The organism is Bradyrhizobium sp. BEA-2-5 (assembly GCF_032918025.1).
Taxonomy (GTDB): Bacteria; Pseudomonadota; Alphaproteobacteria; order Rhizobiales; family Xanthobacteraceae; genus Bradyrhizobium; species Bradyrhizobium pachyrhizi.
The window spans coordinates 8269390-8292160 of sequence record NZ_CP136629.1 but is presented as its reverse complement, the minus strand read 5'-3'; the positions used below and the strand labels follow the sequence as shown (position 1 = coordinate 8292160).

21 protein-coding genes and 3 pseudogenes are annotated in these 22771 nt (G+C 64.9%); 17 read left to right on the top strand and 7 right to left on the bottom strand.

Annotated elements, in window-relative coordinates; translation table 11 throughout:
- Window positions 1-11 precede the first annotated feature (11 nt).
- Both RX327_RS38700 and RX327_RS38695 read left to right on the top strand, forming a co-directional pair.
- Window positions 12-368 (top strand): non-heme iron oxygenase ferredoxin subunit, encoded by a 357-nt coding sequence (locus tag RX327_RS38700; RefSeq protein ID WP_050383339.1) that lies wholly within the window; start codon window positions 12-14, stop codon window positions 366-368.
- Complete coding sequence (locus RX327_RS38695; RefSeq protein WP_050383338.1) at window positions 365-1627, top strand: NAD(P)/FAD-dependent oxidoreductase; 1263 nt, start codon at window positions 365-367, stop codon at window positions 1625-1627. The genes RX327_RS38700 and RX327_RS38695 overlap by 4 nt, the downstream gene beginning before the upstream one ends.
- Here RX327_RS38695 and RX327_RS38690 read toward each other — a convergent pair.
- The gene (locus RX327_RS38690; RefSeq protein WP_160321711.1) at window positions 1624-2217 is read right to left on the bottom strand and encodes a MarR family winged helix-turn-helix transcriptional regulator; all 594 of its coding nucleotides are present in this window, start codon (window positions 2215-2217) and stop codon (window positions 1624-1626) included. The two genes, RX327_RS38695 and RX327_RS38690, sit on opposite strands and share 4 nt — an antisense overlap.
- Window positions 2218-2431: 214 nt before the next feature.
- On the opposite strand from RX327_RS38690, the gene RX327_RS38685 reads away from it, so the two are divergent.
- Window positions 2432-3616: an ABC transporter substrate-binding protein gene (locus RX327_RS38685; protein WP_317249022.1), complete on the top strand. Its 1185-nt coding sequence runs from the start codon at window positions 2432-2434 to the stop codon at window positions 3614-3616.
- A gap of 132 nt (window positions 3617-3748) precedes the next feature.
- Here the strand turns inward: RX327_RS38685 and RX327_RS38680 are convergent, their stop codons facing one another.
- On the bottom strand, window positions 3749-4726 hold the full coding sequence (locus RX327_RS38680) for a LysR family transcriptional regulator (protein WP_050383336.1): 978 nt from the start codon (window positions 4724-4726) through the stop codon (window positions 3749-3751).
- Window positions 4727-4968: 242 nt separating this feature from the next.
- Between RX327_RS38680 and RX327_RS38675 the strand changes: the two are divergent.
- The 9 genes and pseudogenes from RX327_RS38675 to RX327_RS38635 all read left to right on the top strand — a co-directional run bounded on the left by RX327_RS38675 (window position 4969) and on the right by RX327_RS38635 (window position 11788).
- A pseudogene (locus tag RX327_RS38675) lies at window positions 4969-6184 on the top strand (ABC transporter substrate-binding protein).
- Entirely contained in the window at window positions 6160-6888 is a 729-nt protein-coding gene (locus RX327_RS38670) for a nitroreductase (protein WP_082190479.1), read from the top strand. Before RX327_RS38675 ends, RX327_RS38670 begins: the two are co-directional and overlap by 25 nt.
- A 14-nt stretch (window positions 6889-6902) precedes the next feature.
- Window positions 6903-7442 (top strand): DUF4863 family protein, encoded by a 540-nt coding sequence (locus RX327_RS38665; protein WP_050383335.1) that lies wholly within the window; start codon window positions 6903-6905, stop codon window positions 7440-7442.
- 38 nt (window positions 7443-7480) lie between these two features.
- Entirely contained in the window at window positions 7481-8182 is a 702-nt protein-coding gene (gene pcaH / locus RX327_RS38660; protein ID WP_317249021.1) for a protocatechuate 3,4-dioxygenase subunit beta, read from the top strand.
- On the top strand, window positions 8183-8785 hold the full coding sequence (gene pcaG, locus RX327_RS38655) for a protocatechuate 3,4-dioxygenase subunit alpha (protein ID WP_317249020.1): 603 nt from the start codon (window positions 8183-8185) through the stop codon (window positions 8783-8785). It abuts the gene before it with no gap.
- A gap of 141 nt (window positions 8786-8926) precedes the next feature.
- Window positions 8927-9250 (top strand): ArsR/SmtB family transcription factor, encoded by a 324-nt coding sequence (locus RX327_RS38650; RefSeq protein ID WP_028338155.1) that lies wholly within the window; start codon window positions 8927-8929, stop codon window positions 9248-9250.
- A gap of 11 nt (window positions 9251-9261) precedes the next feature.
- Window positions 9262-9726 (top strand): SRPBCC domain-containing protein, encoded by a 465-nt coding sequence (locus tag RX327_RS38645; RefSeq protein ID WP_050383334.1) that lies wholly within the window; start codon window positions 9262-9264, stop codon window positions 9724-9726.
- Between the two features lie 21 nt (window positions 9727-9747).
- Window positions 9748-10602 carry a shikimate dehydrogenase gene (locus RX327_RS38640; protein ID WP_050383333.1) on the top strand — a complete coding sequence of 285 codons (855 nt, stop codon included), beginning with the start codon at window positions 9748-9750 and terminating at the stop codon, window positions 10600-10602.
- Between the two features lie 16 nt (window positions 10603-10618).
- On the top strand, window positions 10619-11788 hold the full coding sequence (locus RX327_RS38635; RefSeq protein ID WP_317249019.1) for a Gfo/Idh/MocA family oxidoreductase: 1170 nt from the start codon (window positions 10619-10621) through the stop codon (window positions 11786-11788).
- A 178-nt stretch (window positions 11789-11966) separates the two neighbouring features.
- Here the strand turns inward: RX327_RS38635 and RX327_RS38630 are convergent, their stop codons facing one another.
- The 4 genes and pseudogenes from RX327_RS38630 to RX327_RS38615 all read right to left on the bottom strand — a co-directional run bounded on the left by RX327_RS38630 (window position 11967) and on the right by RX327_RS38615 (window position 16934).
- Window positions 11967-13277 carry an ABC transporter substrate-binding protein gene (locus RX327_RS38630; protein ID WP_317249018.1) on the bottom strand — a complete coding sequence of 437 codons (1311 nt, stop codon included), beginning with the start codon at window positions 13275-13277 and terminating at the stop codon, window positions 11967-11969.
- A gap of 345 nt (window positions 13278-13622) precedes the next feature.
- Window positions 13623-15176 (bottom strand): MDR family MFS transporter, encoded by a 1554-nt coding sequence (locus RX327_RS38625; protein WP_317249017.1) that lies wholly within the window; start codon window positions 15174-15176, stop codon window positions 13623-13625.
- Window positions 15177-15272: 96 nt separating this feature from the next.
- Window positions 15273-16451, bottom strand: a complete 1179-nt coding sequence (locus tag RX327_RS38620) for an HlyD family secretion protein (protein ID WP_317249016.1) — start codon at window positions 16449-16451, stop codon at window positions 15273-15275.
- A pseudogene (locus tag RX327_RS38615) lies at window positions 16444-16934 on the bottom strand (MarR family winged helix-turn-helix transcriptional regulator). The gene RX327_RS38620 and the pseudogene RX327_RS38615 overlap by 8 nt, the downstream one beginning before the upstream one ends.
- 152 nt (window positions 16935-17086) lie before the next feature.
- On the opposite strand from RX327_RS38615, the gene RX327_RS38610 reads away from it, so the two are divergent.
- The 4 genes and pseudogenes from RX327_RS38610 to RX327_RS38595 all read left to right on the top strand — a co-directional run.
- A complete protein-coding gene (locus RX327_RS38610; protein ID WP_317251419.1) occupies window positions 17087-17572 on the top strand; it encodes a Fur family transcriptional regulator in 486 nt (161 codons plus the stop codon).
- A gap of 199 nt (window positions 17573-17771) precedes the next feature.
- Window positions 17772-18728: a DMT family transporter gene (locus RX327_RS38605; protein ID WP_317249015.1), complete on the top strand. Its 957-nt coding sequence runs from the start codon at window positions 17772-17774 to the stop codon at window positions 18726-18728.
- 112 nt (window positions 18729-18840) lie between these two features.
- Window positions 18841-19029 carry a hypothetical protein gene (locus tag RX327_RS38600; protein ID WP_028338145.1) on the top strand — a complete coding sequence of 63 codons (189 nt, stop codon included), beginning with the start codon at window positions 18841-18843 and terminating at the stop codon, window positions 19027-19029.
- A gap of 184 nt (window positions 19030-19213) precedes the next feature.
- Window positions 19214-20074: pseudogene (locus RX327_RS38595) on the top strand (IS30 family transposase); the annotation flags it as partial.
- Window positions 20075-20245: 171 nt separating this feature from the next.
- On the opposite strand, the gene RX327_RS38590 reads toward RX327_RS38595, so the two are convergent.
- On the bottom strand, window positions 20246-21121 hold the full coding sequence (locus RX327_RS38590; RefSeq protein WP_317249014.1) for a sulfurtransferase: 876 nt from the start codon (window positions 21119-21121) through the stop codon (window positions 20246-20248).
- A gap of 259 nt (window positions 21122-21380) precedes the next feature.
- Here RX327_RS38590 and ispG point away from each other — a divergent pair, with 259 nt between their 5' ends.
- Window positions 21381-22670 (top strand): flavodoxin-dependent (E)-4-hydroxy-3-methylbut-2-enyl-diphosphate synthase, encoded by a 1290-nt coding sequence (gene ispG / locus RX327_RS38585; protein ID WP_317249013.1) that lies wholly within the window; start codon window positions 21381-21383, stop codon window positions 22668-22670.
- The last annotated feature ends 101 nt before the right edge of the window (window positions 22671-22771 follow it).

Genomic DNA, 22771 nt, shown 5'->3' with positions numbered 1-22771 from the left:
GACGCTATCTCATGACCTGGCACCATCTGTGCGCCGCCGCGAAACTGTCGGAAGGGGAGCCGTTGGGCTTCAAGCTCGGCGAGCGGCGCGTTGCGCTCTACAAAGTCGACGACGACGTCTTCGCGACCGGCGACGTCTGCTCGCACGCGTTTGCGCTGTTATCGACAGGCTTTCTCGAAGGACATGTGATCGAATGCCCGCTGCACGGCGCGATGTTCGATGTCCGTGACGGCAAATGCCGGTCGAGCGCCTACAGGAATATCGAGGCGTTCAAGGTCGAGATCCGCGACGGCGAGGTCTATGTGCTGCTCGACGGCGGCGCCGCCCTGGAAACCGCCGGTGATGGCGGTGCGGACGTCAAGCCGTGAGCGGCCTTGTCGTCATCGGCGCTTCCTATGCCGGCATTCAGGCCGCCCTCACCGCGCGTGAAGCCGGCTATGCCGAGCCGGTGACCGTGATCGCCGATGAGAGCGCGCTGCCATATCAGCGTCCGCCGCTGTCGAAGGATTTTCTGCTCGACGAGATCAGCGCGCAGGGTCTGCTGATGCACGACGAGGCAATTTTCTCCGACAACAGGATCGAGCTGTGTCTTGGCAGCCGCGTTGTCGGGATCGATCGCAACGCCGGCCGGGTGGTATTGGCCGGCGGCGCGGTCCTCGACTTCGAACGCCTCGTCATTGCCACCGGCTCGCGCGCGCGCAGGATCGCGGTCCGTGGCGCCGACCTCGACGGGGTCTGCTATCTCAGATCGATCGCCGATGCCGCCGACCTCAGGGCGAGACTCGGCGAGGCCAGCGAGATCGTGATCGTCGGCGGCGGCTTCATCGGGCTCGAGGTGGCGTCCTCGGCGGCCAAGCTCGGCAAGAAGGTGACCGTGATCGAGGCCGCGTCGCGGTTGCTCGAGCGGGCGGTCTCTCCGGTGGTGTCGCGCTTCCTGCTCGATCGTCACGTACGAGCGGGCGTTGCGGTGAAGTTCGGCACGGCCGTTTCGGCAATGATCGGCGATGGCGGACGGATCGCGGCGGTCGAGCTGAACGAAGGCGTCCGTCTCGGCGCCGACCTTGTCGTGGTCGGCATTGGCGGCATCGCCAATGATGAGCTCGCCGTTGCCGCGGGGCTGGATTGCGCCAATGGCATCGTGGTGGATGAGCACGGCCGGACGGCATACCCGGGCATCTATGCCGCCGGCGACTGCGCCAATCACTACAGCCGCTTCGCGGGAGGATGGATCAGGCTGGAGTCGGTTCAGCACGCGCAGGACCAGGGACGGTCCGCGGGACTTGCGATCGCGGAAAGCCATGAGGCCTATGACAGCGTGCCGAGGTTCTGGTCGGATCAACACGATCTCAAGCTTCAGATCGTCGGGCACTCGGCGCGCAGCGACCGGATCGCGATCCGGTCGCTGCGCGCCGAAGCCGGTCGGTTCTCCGTGTTCAGCTACCGGGAGGGCAAGCTCGTCGCAGTCGACAGCATCAACAATCCCGCCGACCAGATGGTGGCGCGGCGCCTGATCGCAGCGGGCATTTCGCCGACGCCCGACCAGGCCGAAGACAGTTCATGCGATCTCAAAGCGCTGCTGAAGACGGGCAACAAGGCCGTTGCGTCATGTTGCCGGCGGCAGAGCTAATCCGCCGCCGCAAGCCGGCCGGACTTCTTCGGCGCCTTCACGGCTCTGACCGCGAGCAGCTTGCGCAGGCAGCGGTCCAGCATCGCGAGCTCCGCCTTGGTCAGTCCACTTGCTTCGGTCACGGCCTCGACCACCCTTGCCACCTCGGCAATGCCGCGGTCGGCGGTCGCAAGACCCTTGGCGGTGAGGCGGACCAGTTCCGAACGGCCGTCGTCGCTGGCCGAGACGCGGAGGACGAAGCCGCCTTCCTGAAGCCGCGCCACGCGCTTGGTCATGGCACCCGACGTGACGAGGAGCGCGCGGAACAGGTCGGTCGGGCGCAACTCGTACGGCTTCCCGGAGCGCCGGAGCGCCAGCAGGACATAGAGCTCGCCGGTTTGCAGGCCGACGGCCTTCGCGATGTCCTGCAGGCGCATTTCGTGCAGCTGGTTGACGCGCTCGAGCCGCAACAAGGTGCAGGCCGCGGCAAGGTCGAGGTCGGGGCGCTGTGCAAGCCAGGCGGCTTCGATGTCGTCGTAAAGGGTGCTGTCGGGCGTAGGCGGCGGCTTGATCGCAGGTTCGGCGCGGCGTGACACGCTGCTTTTCTTCATTCCCTTCCAGTCCCCTTCGTCCCGCGCCAAGGGCGCCGGCGCCATGCGTCGCAGCAATCTAGCATCGTCGAATTGACGTGTCGCCCCCGCAAGTTCCTGCGATCGCTTCACACAAGCGCATCGCTCGGCGGAGCGGCCATTTGCCGCCTTTCGTCGAGGTTGACAATTATCTTCCTAGGAAGAATATTCCGGGTAAGAAACAAGGGAGGAGCGTATGCGCGGACTTCGCGCTGTCATCATATTCGCGGCCTTGGTCGCGGCCTGCGGCTCGGCCGGCGCTGCCGAGACCGAATTGATCCTTGGCCAGACCATGCCCTATAGCGGGCCGGCGTCGGCCCTGAGCGCCGTCGGTAAGGTGCAGACCCGCTATTTCCAGATGATCAACGATCGCGGCGGCATCAATGGCCACAAGGTCAAGCTGATCTCGCTCGACGACGGCTACAGCCCGCCGAAGGCGGTGGAGCAGACGCGCAGGCTGATCGAGAATGACGAGGCGGTCGCGATCTTCGGCAGCATGGGAACGGCGCAGAATGCCGCGGTGCAGAAATATCTCAACGCCAAGAAGATTCCTCAGCTGTTCGTGTTCGCGGCAAGCGAGCGCTTTGCCGATCCGAAGACCAGTCCCTACACCATCTCGGGGATGACGCTGTTCAGCACGGAGGCCGCGATCTACGCGCGGCTGGTGGCTCAGCATACGCCCGGCGCGCGCGTCGCCGTGCTGTACCAGAACGACGACTACGGCCGCGAATATCTCCGCAGCATCAAGGCCGAACTGGTGCGGCTCGATCCCAAGGCCGAGATCGTCGCGGCCTCGCCCTACGAAGTCACGTCGCCGACGGTCCATTCGCAGGTCGTGGCGCTGGCGAGCACCAACGCCAACGTCTTCCTCAATGCATCGACCGGCAAGTTTACCTCGCAGGCGATCCGCAAGGCGGGCGAACTCGGCTGGCGCGCGCAGCAGTTCCTGCCGATCGGCAGCAACTTCGTGCCGACGATCCTCAAGCCCGCCGGGCTCGACAACGCCAAGGGGGCGATCTCGGCGACGCCGACCAAGTCGGTCGGCGATCCCGAATGGGCCAACGATCCCGCCTATCTGGAATGGCTGGCTTTCATGAAAAAATACTATCCCGAGGGCGATATCGAGGATCAGCTCAACTTCACCGGATGGAACGTCGCTGTGCTGATGACCAAGGTCATCGAGGCCTGCGGCAACGATCTTTCCCGGCAAAATCTTATGAAGCAGGCCACCGCGCTGAAGAACCTGGCGCTGCCGGGTCTGATTCCGGGCATCACCGTCAACACCAGTCCGGATGATTATCGCCTGATCACGTCGTTGCGCCCGCAGCGTTTCGACGGCGAGCGCTGGGTTCCGATGTCCGGTAGCATGGCTGCGCAATGAGGGCCGCGAATTGTGGTGAAGCGCGGCCGGCCGCCAAAGCATGATCCGGAAGGTGCGAAGCAGTTTTTCGAAAAGAACATGCTCAAATAACGAGCTAAAGCGCGATGACGATCCGACCTAATTTCATCGCCGTTAGCGGCCGCGCCTGAGCTCTTCGGTGGCGCGCCGGAGCACCTCGTGAAGCCACTCGTGCGAAGGCTCGTCCTCGACGCGTTCGTGCCAGAGCAGCCGAACCTCCACGGGCGTCGTGGTGTAGGGCAGTTCATAGGTCGTGATCGCATGCGCCTGCTCGAGCGCACGCGCCAGCGGCCGCGGAACGATCGCGGCCAACTCGGAATCGATCAGCAGTGCGGGCACGGCAAGGAAATGCGGCAGCGAGACGGCGATCCGCGGCGGCCGGTCGCTGTCGGAGAGGGCCCGTTCGAGCGCGGGGCGGTCGTACATCTCCGAACGCCGGGCGAGTCCGCGCTCGGAGATGAAGCCGCCGATCGCGCCCTCCTGCTCGCCGCCAAAGGACACGACGACCAGCGGCAGGGTCGCGAGCTTTGCCTTGTCGAGCCGGCCAAGCTTGCGCTTTTTGCCGACGATCAGCACGTCGTCATATTCGAACAACAGCGCGGTGCGGAAGCGGCTCGGTGGCGAAGAGAACACGCCGATCGCGACGTCGATGCGGCCGAGGTCGATCTGCTCGGCAAGATCGATCCGCGTCACCGGCTTGATGGTGAGGTCGATCGCCGGAGCTTCCCGGCCCAGGATCTTCAGCAGCGGCGGCGCCAGCACCATCGTCGTGAAGTCGTTGGCGGCCAACGTGAACGGCTTGGTGGAGGCCGCCGGCGCGAAGGTCGGCAGCTCGACCGCAGCCTCCAGCGATCGCAGCGCCTGGCGAACCTGCGGCGCCATCGTCAACGCGCGCGCGGTCGGCTGCATGCCAGTGGCCGTGCGCACGAACAGGTCGTCGTCCAGCATCTCGCGCAGCCGCGCCAGCGAGTGGCTGACGGCGGACTGGCTCAGCGCGACCTTCTGGCTGGCCCGCAGCACGCTGCGCTCCTCCATGACGGCGTCGAATACCTTGAGCAGATTCAGATCGAGGGTCTTGAAGGAAACGGACACGATGCGAGTCCTGTCTGTAGCGGATCGTTCGCCTCGGCAAAATTCCGCGATCGACCGCAGTTAAGGCCAGCCGCCTGGCGGATGCAACCGAGCGGTTTCTCCGCGAGCTGCCATGCTGTCACCACCGGCCATCTGAAGCCGGTTCAGGATCACCGTGCAATACTTTCACTTCCGCAACGCGGCGTTCTGGCCAAGATTGCCCGCACCGGGTTGGGAGGAGAACAGCGATGAAGGCCTGGGTGATGGCGGCCCGAAGTGGCGCGCGTAAATCGATCGGACTGGCGTTGATGCTGATGGCGACAGGGACATCGGCGATTGCACAGAGCGGGCCGGTCAGGCTCGGCGTGCTGACCGACATGTCCTCGCTCTATGCCGACAATGGCGGCCAGGGTTCGGTGGTCGCCGCGCAGATGGCGGTGGACGATTTCAAGGGCAAGGTGCTGGGCCGCCCGATCGAGATCGTTGCCGGCGATCACCAGAACAAGGCGGATATCGGCTCGGCGATTGCCCGGCGCTGGCTGGAGAACGACAATGTCGAGGCCATCCTCGACGTCCCGAATTCCGCGGTCGCGCTGGCGGTGCAGGGCATCGCGCGCGACAAGAAGAAGCTGTTTCTCGCCACCGGCGCGGCAACGTCCCGGCTGACCGGCGACGAGTGCTCGCCAACCGGCATCCACTGGACCTACGACACCTACGCGCTGTCGCAGGGCACGACCAAGGCGATTTCGCGAACTCGGCGCCAAATCCTGGTTCTTCCTTTCGGCTGACTACTCGCTCGGCGCGCAGCTCGAGGCCGACAGCCGCAAGGTGATCGATGCCACCGGCGGCAAGGTGCTCGGCGCGGTGAAGCATCCGATCAACACGCCCGATTTCTCGTCCTTCCTGTTGCAGGCGCAAGCCTCCAAGGCCGACGTGATCGCGCTCGCCGACGCCGGCGGGGACTTCATCAACGCGGTCAAGCAGGCCGGCGAATTCGGCGTGACGCGCACCCAGAAGCTTGCCGGCCTGATCGTCTTCATCGCCGACATTCACAGCCTCGGGCTGCAGAGCGCGCAAGGCCTGATGCTGAGCTCCGCCTTCTATTGGGACCTCAACGACCAGACGCGCGAATGGTCGAAGCGCTTCATCGAGAAGACGAAGAAGGTGCCGACCGTGATCCATGCCGGGACCTATGGCGCGGTCATGCACTACCTCAAGGCGGTTGAAGCCGCCGGCACGCTTGATGGGCCGACGGTCGCGGCCAAGATGCGCGAATTGCCGGTCAACGATTTCATGACCCGCAACGGCAGGATCCGTCCCGACGGTCGGCTGGTCCGCGACATGTATCTGTTCCGCGTCAAGTCGCCGGAGGAATCGAAATACCAGTTCGACTACTACCAGCTGCTGGCCACGATCCCGGGTGAAGAGGCGTTCAGACCGATGGAGGACGGGGGATGCTCGCTCGTGAAGAAGTCGTGATCGACCGGGATGTGGCGTGCGGAGCCGCGCGCAATCCGATCGACGAGGTGATGGCCGGCCGGCTGTCGTGCCGCGAGTTCTCCGGCAGTCCGGTCTCCCGATCGACCGTCGAGCAGATCCTGCGCGTGGCGCGGTTCGCGCCGAGCGGCGCCAACATCCAGCCCTGGCACGTCTACGTGCTCGCCGGCGCCGCCAAAACCGAGGTGTCCGCTGCGCTGCTGCATGCATTTGAGAACGAGCCGAACGAGCACGTCTCCGAATATCAATACTACGCCAGCGCCTTCCCCGAGCCGTATCTCGGCCGTCGCCAGGAGTTCGGGCGATTGTTCTATGACTCGCTCGGGATCGCGCAAAGCGACATTGCGGCGAGGAGCCGGCAGACCGCAAAGAACTTCATGTTCTTCGGCGCGCCGGTTGGATTGATCGTCACCATCGATCGGCGCCTCGCGATGGGAAGCTGGCTCGATCTCGGCATGTTCATCCAGAACGTGATGCTGGCGGCGGTGGGGCGCGGGCTGCAATCCTGTCCGCAGGAAACCTTCGCCAGATTCCACCGGATACTGCGTCCGCTGTTGTCGATCCCCGCCGAGCAGATGGTGGCCTGCGGGATCTCGCTGGGCCACCCCAGGGAGCGGTCGCGCGCGCGGCTGATGCCGCGAGCGGATGTGGAGGCATTCGCCTCCTTCAAGGGTTTCGAGGATTAGACCAGGAGAAAGTCATGGGAAGCCGTGAACAGCTTATCGAACGCAGCATTCCGTTTCTGCGCGAGGTCAAGGACATGACGCCTAGCGCGGCGATGGAGCGATGGCTCAACAAGACCTATGGAGAGGACAGCGCGCTGTACCAGGATCTCGCCCGCCTCATCAAAATGGGAGTCGCGGAGGGTTGGGCGGCGAACCAGGAGGTGGAGGGCCCGAACTATCGGCGCAGCCGCATCCTTGAGCCGGTCCCAGAGACGTTCCAGTTCAGCATCACCGCGGTCTACATGAACAGCGCCGATCCGCGCCGCTTCAAGGACGAGGACGATCATGACGTGCTGCGCGGGCAATATCACGGCCACCCCTATGGCGAGCTCAATCTCGTCGTTCCGCTCGACAAGGGCGCGCAGCTGAAGGGGTTGCAGGGCTGGCAGGGGCCGGGCTGGACCGCGCCGGATCCCGGCAGCCGGCACTATCCGGAGGTGAGGGGCGGCGCGGTCATCGCGCTGTTCTATCTGCCGGCCGGGCGCATCTCCTACGATTTCAAGGCGCCGGCCTGATATCCGGCGCGGGCGGCGATCCGATCTGGAGAAAGCACATGACGTTGATCTACCCGGTCGCTTCGAACAGCGTCCATCCCCCGCGCCTGTCGCCTGCGTACCGGAGCTCGATCAAGCGCGCGCCGAGCAAGCCGCTGATCCCGATGCGCCAGACGCTGTCGGAACTGACCGGCCCCGTCTACGGCCATGAGACCATGCGTGAGGGCGATAATGATCTCACCACCCAGCACAGCGGCGAGCCGCTCGGCGAGCGCATCATCGTGCACGGTCATGTGCGCGACGAGGACGGCCGTGGCGTGCCCAACACGCTGGTCGAGCTGTGGCAGGCCAATGCCTGCGGCCGCTACATCCATGTCGTCGACCAGCACCCGGCGCCGCTCGATCCGAACTTCACCGGTGCCGGCCGGACGCAATCCGATGCCAAGGGCTATTACAAGTTCGTCACCATCAAGCCCGGCGCCTACCCCTGGGGCAATCACCACAACGCCTGGCGACCCGCGCATATCCACCTTTCGGTGTTCGGCTATTCCTTCGTCACCCGCCTCGTGACGCAGATGTACTTCCCCGGCGATCCGCTGTTTCCGTTCGATCCGATCTTCAACTCGGTGACCGACGAGAAGGCGCGGGCACGGATGGTCTCGTCGTTCGATCTCGAGAACACGAAGCCCGAATGGGCGCTGTGCTACCGCTTCGACATCGTGCTGCGCGGACGCAATGCCACGCCGATGGAGATCAGGTAAGTGTCGAACCCGCGTCCTGATGGAATCACGCCTTCGCAGACCGTCGGCCCCTACTTCAAGTATGGCCTGACGCCGAACGGCGAATACGAATGGAATGACGCCTTTACCAGCAACCTGCTGACGTCCGATGTCTCCGGCGAGCGCATCCGCGTCGAGGGCAAGGTCTATGACGGCGACGGCGCCATAATCCCGGACTGCATGCTGGAGATCTGGCAGGCCGACGCGCAAGGGCGCTTCTCCGATCCGCAGGATGCGCGGGCGCTGCCGAACTCCTCATTCAAGGGCTTCGGCCGCTGCGGCACCGACAAGGACGGCAACTACGCCTTCGATACCATCAAGCCGGGCGTGGTGCCGGATCCCGACGGCAAGCCGCAGGCGCCGCACATCGGGCTCGCGGTGTTCGCGCGCGGTATGCTGTTGCACCTCTACACCCGGATCTATTTCGACGACGAAGCCGGCAACGCCGCTGACTCCACGCTCGCGCTGGTGCCGGCCGGGCGCCGCGCGACCTTGATTGCCAGGCGCAAGGCCGGCGCGGGCACCGTCTACACCTTCGACGTCCATCTGCAGGGCGACAACGAGACGGTGTTCTTCGACGTCTAGCTGCGCGCCGCCGGCGGCGCGCAATTCCAGCATTGAAGGGACGAACGAAATCCGCTGCGCACGTTCGCCGTAGCGGATTTCGCTTGACCATGCATAATCGGTTATATAACAATATCGTTATATAACCGATTGAGATCAAGCATGGCCAGCCTCGATGCCGCCTTTTCCGCGCTCGCCGACCCGACCCGCCGGGCAATCCTGGCGCGCCTCGCGCTGGGCGAGGCGACGGTCATGGAGCTGGTCGAGCCGTTCGACATGACCCAACCCGCGATCTCCCGCCATCTCAAGGTGCTCGAGGGCGCCGGCCTGATCGTGCGGCGGATCGAGGGCACCAAGCGGCCGTGCCGGCTGGCGCCATCGGCGGTTGCCGAGATCGATCAATGGCTCGGCATGCTGCGCCGCGCGCTGGAAACCAATTACGACCGGCTGGACGACGTGCTGGCCGCAATGAAGCCTGAGCAGTGAAGGGTATCCCCATGAGCAAGTTGACGCTGAAGACCGAAGGCGACCGCTATGTCGTCATCACCAGGCGCTTCGTCGCGCCGCCGGAGGCGGTGTATCGCGCGCATACCGAGCCGGAGCTGTTGCAAAAATGGCTGCTCGGTCCCGACGGCTGGACCATGCCGGTCTGCATCAGCGAGGCGAGGCCCGGCGGCCGGATCCGCTACGAATGGACCGACGGCAAGGGCGGCGGCTTTCATTTGACCGGTGAATATCTCGCGCTCGAACCGTTCAGCCGCATCGTGCATGTCGAGCGCATGCATCTGCCGGATCCGACGCCGGACAATCAGGTCGAGACGCGCTTTGCGCCCGACGGCGACGGAACCTTGATGACGATGCGGATGACGTTGCCGGATGCCGAAACGCGCACGGCGATGCTCGCGACCGGCATGGAGCACGGCATGGAAGACAGCTATGCTCGGCTCGACCGGATGAGCTGAACGTGACCGACGCGAGGGAGAATGCGCGACCGTTTCCTGACGGGGTTGATTGGCTATCCGATCGCGCATTCGGCGGCGCCTGCGATGCACGAAGCGGCCGCAGCTGCGCTCGGCGTTCGCGTCCACTACCAACTCATCGAGGTCGAGGGCGCCGGACGCGACGATCTGCGTGCGATGCTCGAGGGTATCCGGCGGCTCGGCTTTGCCGGCGTCAACGTCACCTTTCCCTACAAGGAGGCGGTGGTCGAGCTGCTCGATGACCTCGCACCTGATGCGCGCGCGATCGGCGCGGTCAACACCATCGTCGCCGATGGCGCGCGGCTGGTCGGGCACAACACCGACGCGACCGGCTTCGCGCGCGCGATCGCACCGCTGCTTGCCTCAGCGCCGCGCGGCCCGATCGCGCTGATCGGTGCCGGCGGCGTCGGCAAGGCAATCGCCTTCGCGCTCGCCGGCCTCGGTGTCGGCGAACTGCGCATCTTCGACGCTGATGCCGTCAAGGTCGCGCGGCTGGCCGGTCAGTTGGCCGGCCGTCATCCGGTTCGTGGTGTCGCCAGCGTCGAGGCCGCGGTCGATGGCGCGACCGGCGTCGTCAACGCAACGCCGGTCGGCATGCTGACGAGCCGCGACAGTCCCGTGCCGGACAGCTTGTTGCATCCGTCGATGTGGGTCGCCGATGCGGTGTACACGCCGCTCTGGACGCCGCTGCTGTCGGCGGCCAAGGCCAAGGGCGCCAAAGTCCTGACCGGGCGCGATCTGGCGATCTACGCGGCAGCGGACGCGTTCGAACTGTTCACGACAATGATGCCTTCGACGGATGTCATGGCAAATGCGTTCGACGCGGTGATGGCCGCACGCTACTCTCCGCCCGCCTGAAGGGCGGAGACATCAAATGACAAAAATCAGGATCGGGCTGGCCGGCTGCGGCTTCGTGTCGGAGCTGCACATGTATGCGTTCCGGCGCGTTTATGGCGTGGACGTCGAGGTGAGGGCGGTCGCGGCGCGCGGCGATCATGTCAACGAGTTCGCCCGCAAGCACGCAATCCCGAACGTCTATCGCAGCTTCGCCGATCTGGTCGCGGACGCCGATCTCGACGTCATCGACATCTGCACGCCGCCCAATCTCCATGCCGGGATGATCGTCGGCGCGATGCAGGCGGGCAGGCATGTGATCTGCGAAAAGCCCTTCGCCGGCTATTTCGGCCGCGAGGGCGACGAGCAGCCCATCGGCAGGCGCGTGCCGAAGGCGCTGATGTATGAGCGCGTGCTGGAAGAGATGGACGCGACACGCGCCGCGATCGAGCGGACAGGGAAGCTGTTCATGTACGCCGAGGACTGGATTTACGCGCCGGCGGTGACCAAGACCGCGGAGATCATCAGGGCGACGAAAGACAAGATCCTGTTCATGAAGGGCGAGGAGAGCCATTCCGGCTCGCACGCCGCGCATGCCGCGCAATGGGCGATGACCGGCGGCGGCTCGCTGATCCGCATGGGCTGCCATCCGCTCTCGGCCGTGCTCTATCTCAAGCAGGTCGAAGCGAAGGCGCGCGGCGAGACCATCCACGTCGCCAGCGTCACCGGCGACGTCGGCAACGTCACAGCCGGCCTCAAGCCCGAGGAGCGCGCCTACATCAAGGCCAATCCCGTCGACGTCGAGGACTGGGGCACTCTCACCGCGACCTTCTCCGACGGCACCAAGGCCACCGTGTTCTCCGGCGACATGATCATGGGCGGCGTGCGCAATCTGATCGAGACCTATACGAGTGGCGGCTCACTGTTCGCCAACATCACCCCGAACACCCATCTGATGAGCTATCAGACCAGCGAGGAAAAGCTCGCCGGCGTCTACATCACCGAGAAGGTCGACCGCAAGACCGGCTGGCAATATGTCTGCCTCGAGGAGGAATGGACGCGCGGGTACTTGCAGGAGATCCAGGACTTTATGGAATGCGTTGCGACCGGACGACAGCCGCTGTCGGACCTCGCGCTCGCGTATGAGACGATCAAGGTGAACTACGCCGGCTATTGGGCGGCGGAGGAGGGCAGGCGGGTGACATTGTAGTCGCACGGCACCGCTTCCCTTCTCCCCTTGTGGGAGAAGGTGGCGCGCGAACGCGCGCCGGATGAGGGGTTGTCACCGCGTCATTCGCTCGAGCGGCAAGGCGACATCTCACCTCCCCGCAAGAGCGGGGTGAGGGAGCGCAGCCCCGATGCGGCGGCAGTCTCGCCTCGTCGCCACGCTACGCCGCGTAGACCGAGCCCTTCGGCAGCGGGAACACCGGGTCCTGTGTCCTGATGTTGGTCGGCCACACCACCGAGATGTGCTCGCCCGCGTTCTGCATCACCACCGGTGTCGAGCGTTCGTTCTGGCCGGACAGCGGCGTGCCCGGCGGGAAGAATTTCACGCCATAGCCCTGGATGGTGCCGCCCGCGGGGATGTCGACGTCGAGCGCCGCCTTGCGGATGGCCTCGGGCTCGAAGCTGCCGTACTTCTCCTTGGCGACCGGCAGCACGTTGTTGAGCAGCACCCAGGTCTGGTTGAAGCCCATCGAGCAGTGTGGCGGCACGTCGGTCGCACCGGTCTTCTCGCGGTAGCGCGCAACCATGGTCTTGGTGAGGTCACCGATGCCCGGCGCGAGCTTGGCGGGGTCGAGCAGTTGCGCCGGAACCGGGTCGATGTTGCAGAAATTGTCGATGTCGGCCCCGAAGGTGGCGCGCAGCTTGTCGAGCTGGCTGTAGCCGGCGCCGGCCCCGAACAGCATCTTGAAGCGCAGGCCGCTCTCGCGTGCCTGGCGCAGGAACAGGGTGATGTCAGGGTTGTAGCCGGCATGCGAGATCACGTCGGCCTTGGCGCGCTTGATCTTCGTGACGAGCACCGACAGGTCCGGCGCCGATGCCGAATAGCCCTCGCGCAGCACCACCGGGATGCCGGCCTGCTTGGCATAGGCCTCGTCGGCCGTGGCGACGCCGACGCCGTAGGGCCCGTCCTCGTGGATCAACGCGACCTTGACCTCCTTCGGGTCCATGCCGAGCTTGGCTTTCGCATGCTCGTTGATGAAGCTTGCAAAGGCCTGCCCGTATTGATCCGAATGGATCTGCGCGCGAAACACGTATTGCAGGTTCTTGTCCTTGAACACGGCGGTCGAGACCGCGGTCGTGATCCAGAGGATCTTCTTCTGCTGCTCGACCTTGGCCGCGAGCGGCACCGCATGCGAACTCGCATAGACGCCGTTGAGGATGTCGATCTTCTCCTGGCTGATCAGCCGTTCGGCCTCGTTGATCGCAACGTCGGGCTTGCTCTGGGAATCCGCGGCGACTGGAGCAATCTTGTACTTGCCGCCGACACCGCCTTTCTCGTTGACGAGATCGATCGCGATCTGCGCGCCGATCGACGAGGCGACCGAGCCGCCGGCGGCGAAGGGGCCGGTGAGATCGTAGATCAGGCCGATCCGGACCGTCTCGGCCTGCGCCTGTGCCCGCGTCCAATCCAAGCTGAAAGCAGCGGCGGCCGCCGCTGAAGTCTTCAGCAGCGTCCTGCGTGAAGTCGGCATTGCGTCCTCCCCTGAAACCGTCAGCCGTGTGACGGCTCTTGCTTGTTTTCGCGGAGTATTGGGAGGCGAGGTCGGAAAGTCAACGCGGCTTGCGGCTGCGGCGTCTTGCGCTTTGGTCGAGTGGAAGCTCTAGAGCGTGCCGCGACGGAATAGGAGCGCGCGACGCCACCCTCCCCTGGAGGGGGAGGGTCGTTGCGCATGTAGCGAAGCGGAATGCGCAGCGGGGTGGGGTGACGGTCTCACCACACGAACAGCGCCCGTGCCGATAGATCACCCCACCCGGGCGCACATTTCGCTTCGCTCAATGTGAGCCGACCCTCTCCCCTCCAGGGGAGGGTGAAGAGTCTACTCCATCACCGCGGCATGGTCCGACGGCGCCGACTGCTTGCGCAGCGTGGCCTTGGTCGAGCCGATCAGGAACGCGAGCGGGATGGTGTAGAGGATGAAGACCATCACGAGTTGGTAGTCGTGCGCGAAGGCGATGATCTGCGCCTGCACGCTGACCATTCTGTCGGCCATGGCGCGGCCGACGTCGGTGTTGAGGTTGATCATGCCTGACACGTCGGGCATCTGCAGCGCGTGGTTGAACGGGTTGATCTGCTCCGACAGCTTTGCGTAGATCCGCCGTCCGCCTTCCGTCAGCTGCGCGATCACGATCGAGATGCCGACCGAGCTTGCGACGTTGCGCAGCAGCGTCAGCATCGAGGTGCCGTCGGTGCGCAGATGGTTGGGCAGCGTCAGGAACGCCACGGTCGAGAGCGGCACGAAGACGAGGCCGAAGCCGAAGCCCTGGATGACGCTCACGGTGACGATCTCCGGCACCTGGGTCAGGTCGGTCCAGCCGGTCATCTGGAACAGCGATCCCGCGGTCAGCGTCAGGCCGGAGATGATCAGCGTGCGCGCCTCGAAATAGCGCATCATGCGGCCGACCAGCATCATGGCGAAGAAGGTGCCGATGCCGCGGCTCGCCAGCAGCAAGCCGGCGGTGATGATGGGATAGCCGATCACGTTCTGCATGTAGGGCGAGGCCAGCGCCATGGTCGAGAACAGCACGAGCCCCATCACAGTCATGAACACGCAGCCGCCGAGGAAGTTCTTGTCCTTGAACAGCGCGAACTGGATGAAGGGCCGGCTGGTCGTCAGCGAATGGGCGAAGAAATAGAAGGCGACGGCCGAGACGATGAATTCCGCCAGGATCTCGTTGGATTCCAGCCAGCCCAATTGCTCGCCGCGGTCGAGCGCGAGCTGAAGCGCGCCGATCGCGACCGCCAGCGCGGCGAAGCCGAACCAGTCGAATCTGAGGCTGATGTCCTTCCTGGTCTCGTCCATGAAGACGATCAGCCCGAGCACGGTGATGGCGCCGAACGGCAGATTGACGAAGAACACCCAGTGCCAGGAATAGGTCTCGGTGAGCCAGGCACCCAGAGAGGGTCCCATGATCGGGCCCATCATCACGCCCATGCCCCAGATCGACATCGCCTTGGCGCGCTCCTGAAGCGTGTAATAATCGAGCATGACCGATTGCGACAGCGGCACCAGGGCCGCGCCGAACACGCCTTGAAGCAGGCGGAACAGCACCATCTGGTTGATGTCCTGCGCGAGGCCGCATAGCACCGACGCCATGGTGAAGCCGGCCGAGCAGATGATGAAGATGCGCTTGCGGCCGAAGCGGTTGGCGATCCAGCCCACCGGCGCGGTCATGATCGCCGCGGCGACGATGTAGGAGGTCAGCACCCAGTTGATCTGGTCCTGCGAGGCCGACAGCGTGCCCTGCATGTAGGGCAGGGCAACATTGGCAATGGTGGTGTCCAGCGCCTGCATGATGGTCGCGGTCATGGCGCAGATCGTCACCATGTTCCGGCGCAGGCCGGGCACGGCGGATGGTGACGGTGCATTCATTCAGGTCGGTCCTGTTCGAGCGTTGGAAACCACCTCCCCCGCAAGCGGGAGAGGGGGCGCACTGTTATCGCGGCCGCCAGTTCGGCCTCATCTCATTTATTCCTGCTCGTGATCCGGGTGCGCCGAGGCCGGCGCCAGCCCGAGCAGGCCGGCCAGCGTGCGGCGGTGGTTGGTGTCGATCGTCGCGTAGACGCTCATGCCGGCTTTCAGCTTCTTCACGAACGGATCGTTCTCGTCGAAGTAAATCCGCACGGGGACGCGCTGCACCACTTTGACGAAATTGCCGGTGGCGTTCTGCGGCGGCAGGATCGCGAATTGCGCGCCGGTGCCGGGAGAGAGCGATCCGATCTTGCCCTTGAACACGTGGTTCGGGAACGCGTCGACGACGAGCGTCACCGGCTGTCCTTCGGTCACGTAAGTGAGGTCGCTCTCCTTCGGATTGGCGTCGACCCAGGGATGGGCGACGTCGATGATGGAGAATACCGGCGTGCCGGCGGCGACATAGCGGCCGAGCTGAATCTGCTCGACCTGCGTCGCCACACCGTCCATCGGCGCGCGCAGCACGGTGTGATCGAGGTTGCGCTGGGCATCGTCCAGCTTGGCTTTCGCCTGCGCGTAGGGCGGGAACTGCTCCAGCGGCAGCGCGGGATCGCCCAGCAACTGCGTCTTGGCGTTGGAGAGCTGCTGCTTGATGAATTGCGCCAGGCTCTCGGCGGTCACTTGTGCATTCGCTGCGTTGTCGAGATCGAGCTGCGAGCCGAAATTGTTCTTGGCCAGCGTCGACTTGCGTTCGACGTCGCGCTTCTTCAATTCGATGCTCTGCTGGGCGAATTCCAGCATCCTGCCGTTGATCTTGATGTTGTCGACCAGGTTGTCATAGGTGGTCCTGGTCTGGTCGAGCGCAGCCTTGGCCTGCGCCACCGCATGGCGGAACGGAACCGGGTCGATCTCGAACAGTTCGTCGCCCCGCTTGACCGACTGGCCTTCCTTCACGACCACCTTCAGAATCTTGCCGGAGATGTCGGGCGTCACCAGCACCTTCTGCGCGCCGACATAGGCGTCGTCGGTGCCGACATAGCGCCCGCCATTGAGATAGAAGACGATGCCGCCGATCGCAGCCAGCGTCGGCAGCACGACCAGCAGCAGCGTGCGGCGATAGCGCCGCAGGCCCGCCATCAGGCGACGGCGCGGCGCGCGGCTGGCCTTGCCCGACGGCGCAGGCTCGCCCGGATTGCTCTTCTGCTCGGGGGCCAGTTTGAGGACGGGTTCAGCCATAGCGCTGTTCCTTTCGGGAGGGCTCGCCGGCTGTGGTCTGGACGGCATTGCGGACGTTTTCCTTGATCGATTCCAATTGGGTGAGCAGGCGATACGCGTCAGCGGGGCTGATGCCCTCGAGTGCGGTCGCGGTAAGTTCGGAGCGGAGGCCGGCGAGCTTGCCGAGCAGCGGGCGCGCAGCCTTCTTCAGGTAGAGGCGCTTGACGCGGCGGTCGCGTCGCTGCGCCGTTCGAGCCAGTCATTGTCGCAGAGCTTGTCGATCAGGCGGGTCAGCGTGATCGGCTGCACCTCCAGCAACTCGGCGAGTTCGGTCTGTTTCAACCCCTCCTGGCGTTCCACCTTGGACAGCACTGCCCACTGCGCGCGGGTGATGCCGTAGCGGGCGGCCTCCTTGTCGGCATAGACCCGGATCAGCCGGAACACTTCGCCCAGCGTAAACAAGAAATCGGTGTCCACCGAACCGCGCATCGATCCTGCCTCCATAAGCTTGGGATATAATAAGCTTGCTTATGATTTCTGCATGCCGGGTTAACGCGAGGCTGCCCCGCATTGCGGGCATGGCTGCAACCCGGCGGCGGACCGGGGTTGGGAGCCGGGCTTTGGGAACGGGCGCGCAAATGCTACATATCGAGGCAATGAGCCTGGCCAAGCCGACATTTCCTGCCCCCGACCACGATCACGGCCGCTGCGCCGCGGACGCGATGGCGCATGCCGAGCAGGTTTGTGCGCGCCGCGGCCAGAAATTCACGCCAATTCGCCGTCAGGTGCTGGGGGCGCTGCTCTCCAGCCATCGCCCGCTCGGCGCCTATGAGGTGATCGACGAGCTCGCCAAGTCGATGGCACGGCCGGCACCGATCACGGTCTATCGTGCCCTCGATTTCCTGATGGCCAACGGCCTCGTGCACCGCATCGAGAGCCGCAATGCCTATCTCGCCTGCGCGCATGACCATGACGAGACCTCGATGGTGGCGTTCCTGATCTGCGACCATTGCGGCTCGGTCGGCGAGATCCCGGCCGCCCCCGTCGCGCAAAGCCTGACCGCGGCGGCGCGGGCCTCCGGGTTCATCCCGAAACTCTCCGTCGTCGAGATCGCCGGCACCTGCGCGCATTGCCAGAAATGATTGAGCGCGGCCAAAGTCCTCACCGCGGTGTCGTCCCTGCGAAAGCAGGGACCCATAACCACCGCCCTCAATTGTTATACGACGCTGGAACGACAAGTCTCGTTCACAACACCGGCCGCGGCGTATGGGTCCCTGCTTTCGCAGGGACGACGCAGTCCGACTAGCAACAACACGGCACCAAGCCGGCCCGCGAGGAAACATGTCGACCCAAGCGATCTCCGCCAGCGTCACGAGGCCCGTCAGCGTCGGACACGGGCTGCCGCCCGGCGCCATCGCCGTGATGCTGATGCTGTGCGTGAGCTGGGGCTTCAACCAGCTTGCGGTGAAACTCGCGCTGCCCGACGTGCCGCCGATGTTGCAGGCGATGATCCGCTCGGCCGGCGCGCTGCCGGTGATGCTGATCGTCGGCTACCTGCGCGGCGTCAAATTCTTCGAGCGCGACGGCACGCTGGTGCCCGGGATCATCGCCGGGTTGATGTTCGGCTGCGAGTTCGTTCTGATCTTCACTGGCCTCGTCTTCACCTCGGCGTCGCGGGCCTCGGTGTTCCTCTACACCGCGCCGTTCTTCGTTGCGCTCGGCTCGCACCAGTTCCTCGGCGAGCGTCTCTCGACCGTGCAGTGGAGCGGGCTTGCGCTGAGCTTTGCCGGCGTCGCGCTCGCGATCGGCGTGCCGCAGCCGAACGTCGACGCCAAGGTGCTGCTCGGCGACCTCATGGTGGTCGGCGGCGGCGCGCTGTGGGCGGCGACCACGCTGGTCGCCAAGGGCACACAGCTGCGCAAGGCGGCGCCGGAAAAGGCGCTCGGCTACCAGGTCGCGATCTCGATTCCGATCCTCGGCTTCGCCACCTGGATCGCGGGCGAGCGCATCGAGCATGTGCCGAGCGCGCTGTCGATCTCGCTGCTCGCCTATCAGGCGGTCTGGGTGGTCGGCTGCACATTCGTCATCTGGTTTGCGATGGTGAAGACCTACTCCGCGAGCAAGCTGTCCGCCTTCACCTTCGTCACGCCGCTGTTCGGCGTGGTCGCGGCCTATTTCATCATGCACGACACGCTGACGGCGGTGTTCGGTGTCGCCGCGCTGCTGGTGATCGCCGGCCTCTACCTCGTCAACAAGCCCGACCCGAAGGTGACGCCGGATCCCAACGTGCCGGCGTGAGAGCTGCGAGCCCGCTGCAACGCGACCCTGTCGTCCGGTATTGATATACATCAACACCGCCATAGGCATTTCGTGAAGCCTCCCACGCGAAGCATGTCGTGGAGGCGCGCCAATGGCAATCGATGCCACCGATGCAATTGAAGCCGGAATCCGGTCTGCATTCACCGCGTATTCGAAAGAGGATGATCCGGATTGGCGCAGTTCGTGCTGGATAAAGCCCGATGAGTGCTCCCATCTGGCGAAGAGCATCTTGAAGGAATTGGCCGCCCGAGGCTTTGAGATCGTCAGGAAGTCGTCCTGATTGCGCGCCCTGGGGAGCGAGAACCATCCTCACCGTCGTCCTGGCGAAAGCCAGGACCCATTATCCCAACTGTCGGTTGTCGCGCGACGCCGGGGGCCGTTTTCCCGTTCACAAGCAAATTCGGTGGTAATGGGTCCCCTGAGTTCGCAAACGAAGTGCAACACTTCCTTGAGGAGGTGTTGCCATGGGGCGGACTTACAAGCAGCTCTCTCTGGACGACCGATGCGAGATTGCCTGCCTATCGGCCAATGGCAGCTCGGTCCGGCAAATCGCGGCAGCTCTGGATCGCTCGCCATCAACGGTCTCTCGGGAACTGAGGCGCAATCGGGGGAGCCAGGTCGGCTACAAGCCAAACTATGCCCAGCACCAGATGCGAGCGCGGCGCTGGACGGGCGGACGCCTCGAACGGGAGCCCGGCCTGCGCCGCGCGGTGTTGGAACGCCTTCGCCGGGGCTGGTCGCCCGAGCAGGTCGCCGGCCGGCTGGCCCGCGAGTCCGGGCGCAAGGTGATCTCGCACGAGACCATCTACCGCTTCATCTATGCCCAACTCAGGCGCACCACGGATTTCAACTGGCGGCGCTATCTGCCGCGCGCCAAGAGCAAGCGCGGCCGCCGCGGCAAGAGGGGCGGCAGCCCCGCAAGCTTCATCGAAGGCCGTGTTTCCTTGGCAAATCGGCCGATCGAAGTGGCCGACCGCAGCGTGCCCGGACACTGGGAGGCCGACCTGATGATGTTCTCGAAATACGGTCAGGCCGTGCTGACCGTGCACGAGCGCACCTCGCGTCTGCTGCTCGGCATCCGCCTTGCCAGCAAGGTCGCGCGCGGTGTCGCCCGCCATCTCGTGGGCTTCTTCGCGACCCTGCCACAGGAGCTGCGCCAGACCGTGACCTTCGACAACGGCACCGAGTTCGCCGGTCACCTGGCGCTGCACCGCCTCTCGATCGAGACCTTCTTCTGCGATCCCCACGCCCCCTGGCAGAAGGGCGGCATCGAGAACGCTATCGGCAGGATGCGCCGCTTTATTCCCCGCAAGACCGATCTCGTAACCCTCTCGACCGCCAGATTCCGCCAGTTCATCGCCGCCTACAACAACACCCCGCGCAAATGCCTTGACTACCGCACGCCTGCCGAGGCCTTTGCTCAAGTGTTGCACTTCGAATGTGAATCTACCTCCTGGCCTTCGCCAGGACGACGGAGGCGACATCGCGCCCCGTCACTACCCCCTCTCGATCGGCAACTCTGCATCCTTCGCCCATTCGCCCATCGAGCCGTCATAGAGCGTGAGATTGTCGTAGCCGAGCCGATGCAGCTGGAACAGGTCGATGGTCGCGGAGATGCCGCCGCCGCAATAGGCGACGACGCGCTTGTCCCTGGTGATGCCTTGCGCGGCGAAGGTGGCTTCGGCCTCCTCAAGCGGCACGAACGTCTTGGCCTTGGGATCGATCAAGGTCGCCGCCGGCACGCTGACGCTGCCGGGGATGCGGCCGGACCGGCCGTAACGGCTTGGCTCCAGTCCCTTGTAGAATTGCGGGCCGAGCGCGTTGACGATGACGGTGTCGCCCTCCGTGGTCGCGGCGAGCACGTCATGCTTGTCGACGAACATGCCGTCCTTTGGCCGTCCCGCAAACGTCGCCGGCGGATAGCCGCCGGCAAGCCCGGTCTCGATGTCGCGTCCTTCGGCGGTCCATTTGTCGATGCCGCCGTCGAGCACTGCGGCCCCCTCGAAGCCGAGCGAGCGCAGCATCCACCAGAACCGCGTCGACCACATTGCCGTGCCGATCGAATAGAGCACGACGCGGCTGCCCGCCGAGATGCCGTGGCGGCCGAACGCGGCTTCGAGCTGCGTTGTCGGCGGCATCATGAAGCGCAGATGGGTATGGGCATCCGAGAACTCGGCCTGCAAATCGAGGAAATTCGCGCCCGGGATGTGGCCGGCCTCGAACGTCTGGCGGCCCGAGACGACAATATAGGGAACGTTGCTGCCGGCGGGGGCCGGCTCCAGATAGGTCGTGCAGTCGAACAGGCGAAGGTCCGGCCGGATCAGGATCTCGGCAAGTTCCGCCGTGGTGATCAGCTCGCTGTGGCCGGCCATTTCACGTCCTCCCGTTGTACCCTTAACAGGATGCTAAGATGCGCGAGATCACATGAAAAGCTGTCACTTTGCCCTTTGATTCACCCCAATCCGGTCCAATATAGCTGGGCATGCAGGACGCCGCTGCATGGCTTGCGTTTGGCCTCAATTGGCGCCATAAGCTGTTGAATTCACTCCGAAACACGATCGTTAGGCCCGCCGCGCGCGAGGCCCATCGCCCCCTTGGTGAATGTCACCAAAACCTGATATTCGAGACGCCATGAACAAGCCCGAGATTTTGCCGCAAGACGACGTCGCCGGCCCCGCGCCGCGGCACCAAACCACCCAGGTCAAGGTCGGCAACGTCGCCGTGGGTGGCGGTGCGCCGATCGTCGTGCAGTCGATGACCAACACCGACACCGCCGACATCGACGGTACCATCGCCCAGGTCGCAGCGCTTGCGCGCGCCGGCTCCGAAATGGTCCGCATCACCGTGGACCGCGAGGAGGCTGCAGCCGCCGTTCCGCACATCCGCGATGGCCTGCGCAAGCGTGGCATCACCACGCCTTTGATCGGCGACTTCCATTATATTGGTCACAAGCTGCTCGCGGCCTATCCGGCGTGCGCCGAGGCGCTGGCGAAATACCGCATCAATCCCGGCAATGTCGGCTTCAAGGACAAGCGCGACACCCAGTTCGCCGACATCATCGAGATCGCGAACAAGAACAACAAGCCGGTCCGCATCGGTGCCAATTGGGGCTCGCTCGACCAGGAGCTTTTGACCAAGCTGATGGACGAGAACGCAGCCTCGGCCAATCCGCGCGACGTGCGCGCGGTGACGCGCGAGGCCATGGTGCAGTCCGCACTGCTCTCGGCCGCGCGCGCCGAAGAGCTCGGCATGCCCAAGGACCGCATCATCCTCTCCGCAAAGGTCTCGGCGGTGCAGGATCTCATCGCGGTCTACCAGGATCTCGCCTCGCGCTCCGACTACGCCATCCATCTCGGCCTGACCGAGGCCGGCATGGGCTCGAAGGGCATCGTGGCGTCCTCGGCCGCGCTCGGCATCCTGCTGCAGCAGGGTATCGGCGACACCATCCGCATCTCGCTGACGCCGGAGCCCGGCGGCGACCGTACCCGCGAGGTGCAGGTCGGCCAGGAGCTCTTGCAGACCATGGGCTTCCGCACCTTCGTGCCGCTGGTTGCGGCCTGCCCCGGCTGCGGCCGCACCACCTCGACCACGTTCCAGGAACTGGCGCGCTCGATCCAGGATTTCATCCGCGACGAGATGCCGACCTGGAAGACGAAGTACCCTGGTGTCGAGGAACTCAACGTCGCGGTGATGGGCTGCATCGTCAACGGCCCCGGCGAGTCCAAGCATGCCAATATCGGCATCTCCTTGCCGGGCACCGGCGAAGCGCCGGCTGCACCTGTCTTCGTCGACGGCAAGAAGTTCCGCACGCTGCGCGGGCCGACCATCTCTGCCGACTTCAAGGCGCTGGTGATCGACTACATCGACCAGCGCTACGGCCAGGGCACCAAGGTGCCGGAGCAGGCCGGCGCCGCGGAGTAGTTTCACTCTGCGCGTGACCCATACTCAACCGTCGTCCCGGCGAAGGCCGGGACCCATAATCACAGACGGTGGTTGTGGCGCGAGATGTGGGTTACCAGCCT